Below are 3,385 nucleotides of genomic sequence, written 5' to 3' on the forward strand. Positions count from 1 at the left end.
AAACCCGGGGCTCCGCTCACCGAAACAACCCCCAGGCACCCCCGGGGCCCCTCCTTGCGGCGGGGGGGGGGGCAGCGGCTCCGACAACTGCGGCGATTTGCGCTGGAGAGACCATGACGTGCGAGAACCTCTAAGGACGGGGCGGCCGGATGGACATGTTGAGCGATCAACGCGAGCGCGGCGGGGCGATGTTGAGATTAGCCGTGCCATAGATGGACCAGGATGAAATGACTTCCACGCGACACAGCGCGCTTGCCCGGAAATCTGGTATCAAAAACCGCCGCTGCGTCCCCGCACTCGACCGGGAGCCGCTCCCGCCCAGCCGTCATCCGGCGATCTGCAAAGATACCCGGATCCACCTCAGCCATCTTGAATTGGCACCGGCCGGCGGTCAGAGACTAAGGCGCTAACGGATGCAGAAGCATAACGGGCGAGTTGATGGACGAAGGTGTCGCGGTTCTGACAACGCTCGTGCTGTTGTCATCCATGTTGGCGGTCGCGCTCGCCGTGTCCACCCGCTCGATCGGACATACAGTTCACGCCCAGTCATGGAGCCGCGCATTCGCACTCGCGGCTGCCGCTTGGACGCTCAACATCGCGCATGGGCTGACGGGGTTTGGCGGCTCGTTCAGCATCGCGATAGTCAGCGGCATGGCGATGATCGTCCCTTTGCTGCTTTGGCAGGGCCTCAGCCACCGCGCCGGCCGACCGGCGCCGGGGCGCGGCTGGTTGGTCGCCGCTTTACTGCTTACAGCCGTCATCCTTGTCGCAGCGATCCGACATGCCGACGGTCTGTGGGCGGCGCTTTCGCAATTCTTTCGGGCGATCGTCCTCGGTCTGGCACTCCGGCACGTCGCTGCGCCGAGCCGGCCAGCGCGGCTCGACGAGCGGATGATGCGGGCGTTGCTGGGCCTGCTGGCGGCCATCAGCCTGGTGGTCGGTATATTGGCGCTGGCGCGTCAGTCCGGGCTGGATCCGAGGCTAGGCGACCTCGATCGCTGGTTGCTGCTGCTCGCTTTGCCGCCGGTGTTTACCGGGATCGGTGTCGCCGCGCTGACGATTATCGCGAATGATCTGGCTGCGGACCTGCGCCTGCTCGCGAGTACGGACTCGCTGACCGGCATCCTGAACCGGCGCGGGTTCGACCAGATGTCGCAGGGCATCCTCGCCGAAGTTAAACGGAACAGATCGGACGCGACGTTCGTGTTGGCCGACATCGACCGATTCAAGCTGATCAACGACCGCCATGGCCACGAAGCTGGGGACCAGATCCTGATTGCATTCGTCCGCGCGATCGAGACCGAGTTGCGGCAGAGCGACCTTTTTGGAAGAACAGGTGGCGAGGAATTCGCGATCCTCCTCGTCGGAGCCACGACCGATACCGCGATGCACATCGTAGAGCGTTTTAGGTCCACCGTGTCGCAGGTTTCGGTGAACGCAGCGCCCGGCCTGCGGCTGACCGCCAGCTTTGGTGTTACGGCGATTGACCCTTCCGACGGGTTGGCGGCAGCGCAGCGTCGGGCAGATGAAGCGCTCTACGAGGCCAAGGAGGGCGGGCGCGATCGCGCGGTGCTTGCGGCAACCTAAGGTTCGGCGACGATTTCCGCAGCCGTGGCCCACCATTCAACATGCGGAGCGTTACCCGTACGTGCCAGTTCGGGAGCGGACGGTAGTCGGTTTCGTTCGAAGGCGGGGCCGGCATCCAGCCGACAGGGAGACCTTATGAACCTCGCACAGATCCTCGCCGACATTGCGGGAGATATCGAAGCGTATGCCGACGAGATCGAGGATAACGCCGACGCCAAGGATCCCGATGCCGCACCGGGACCGTTCGGGATCGCGGTCACGACGCGCGAAGGTGAGACGTTGTCGACCGGCGCTGCGGACCGGTTTCCGATCCAGAGCATCGGCAAGGTCTTCGCGGTCGACCTGGCGCTTCGCGAACTCGAGGACCGCGTTTTCGAACGGGTCGGTCGCGAGCCCTCCGGCGATCCGTTCAACTCGCTCGTCGACCTCGAACGCAATGGCGGGCTGCCCCGCAATCCGTTCATCAACGCGGGTGCGCTGGTCGTCGTCGACATGCTCGTCGAGCGGCTTGGTGCATCGGCACGCGATGCCGTCATCGACCTGATCCGCGACCAGATCGACGGCGAAGTGCGGCTCGACCCCGACGTGCTGGCAGCGCCGGGCGATCTCAACCGCGCGATGCTCAGCTTCATGCGCCATCATGGCAACCTGCGATCCTCCAGCGACGACATCATGGAAGCCTATGGCCGCCAATGCGCGATCTCGGTCGACGTCGCCGGCCTGTCGGGTGCCGGCCGCTTTCTCCTGCCCACCCGTCTCGACCCGGATGATAGGGCGTTGGATTGTCGCGCGCGGCAGACGCGGACGGTGCTCGCGCTGATGATGACCTGCGGGCACTATGACGCATCGGGCGACTTCGCGGTGCGCGTGGGGCTGCCGGCGAAGAGCGGCGTCGGCGGAGGCATCCTGGCGATCGCGCCTGAGGTGGCGTCGATCGCGACATGGTCCCCGAACCTCGACCAGCACGGCAACTCGATCCTCGGGGTCCGGGCGCTCGAGATGCTGGTCTCCCGCACGGGATGGTCGGTGTTCGGCCCCCCGCTCGCCTGACCCCCCGCGACAGACCGATCGGCCCGGATGCCTGCCTACGCGTGCATCGCGATCCCGCCTAAGCCCGGAGCTCGGTTCCGTCGATCCAGCTGCGTGAGACGGTGAGCGCATGATCGATCGCGACCAATGAGGCGCGATAGCCCGGCGCGATGGCGCCCCACTGATCGTCGATCTTCAGAAAAGTTGCCGGAACTGTGGACGCCATCGCCACGGCCTCTTCGACCGGCACGTCGAGAAGCTGGACCGCGTTTCGGACAGCGGACATCATGTCCAACTGCGCGCCCGCAAGCGTGCCCACCTCGTCGACCAGCATTCCGTTCTCGACGCGGATGTCGCGGCCGTTGAGCGCGAACGTCGTGCTGTCGGAGCCCAATGTCGGCATCGCATCGGTCACCAGCATGAAGCGGTCGTGCGGCTTGCAACGAAGCGCGAGGCGCAACGTGACTGGGCTGACATGATGTCCATCGACAATGATCGCGCACCAAGTGCGGTCGCTTTCCAGCGCCGCGCCGACCGCCCCGGGCTCACGACTACCGAGCGGCGACATGGCGTTGAAAAGGTGGGTGACACCCGTCAGGCCGGCGTCGATCGCAGCCCGTACGGCGGCATAGCTGCCGTCGGTATGCCCCGCCGCGACGGTTACGCCCGACGCGACCAGCCGGCGGATCGTATCCGGCTCGGTCCGCTCCGGCGCCAGCGTGACGAGCGTGCGGCCGCGCCGCAGCGAGGCCAGGACCTGCAGCCCCTC

The 3,385-nt window shown here is 66.0% G+C and carries 3 protein-coding genes; 2 read left to right on the plus strand and 1 reads right to left on the minus strand.

Annotation, left to right across the window (positions count from 1 at the left end):
- The first annotated feature begins 438 nt into the window (after positions 1-438).
- Both ACOJSF_RS06225 and glsA read left to right on the plus strand, forming a co-directional pair.
- Positions 439-1,587: a diguanylate cyclase gene (locus ACOJSF_RS06225; protein WP_420141356.1), complete on the plus strand. Its 1,149-nt coding sequence runs from the start codon at positions 439-441 to the stop codon at positions 1,585-1,587.
- 135 nt (positions 1,588-1,722) lie between these two features.
- Complete coding sequence (gene glsA, locus ACOJSF_RS06230) at positions 1,723-2,637, plus strand: glutaminase A (RefSeq protein WP_420141357.1); 915 nt, start codon at positions 1,723-1,725, stop codon at positions 2,635-2,637.
- A gap of 58 nt (positions 2,638-2,695) precedes the next feature.
- On the opposite strand, the gene ACOJSF_RS06235 is transcribed toward glsA, so the two are convergent.
- The coding region (locus ACOJSF_RS06235; RefSeq protein WP_420141358.1) for an N-acetylglucosamine-6-phosphate deacetylase at positions 2,696-3,385 on the minus strand (690 nt) is incomplete at its 5' end.

The organism is Sphingomonas sp. (assembly GCF_048594985.1).
GTDB lineage: Bacteria > Pseudomonadota > Alphaproteobacteria > Sphingomonadales > Sphingomonadaceae > Sphingomonas_I.

Excerpts from the sequence above, each read along its gene's own strand:
- ACOJSF_RS06225 (WP_420141356.1), top strand. The coding sequence starts at position 439 with ATGGACGAAGGTGTCGCGGTTCTGACAACGCTCGTGCTGTTGTCATCC.
- glsA (WP_420141357.1), top strand. The coding sequence starts at position 1,723 with ATGAACCTCGCACAGATCCTCGCCGACATTGCGGGAGATATCGAAGCG.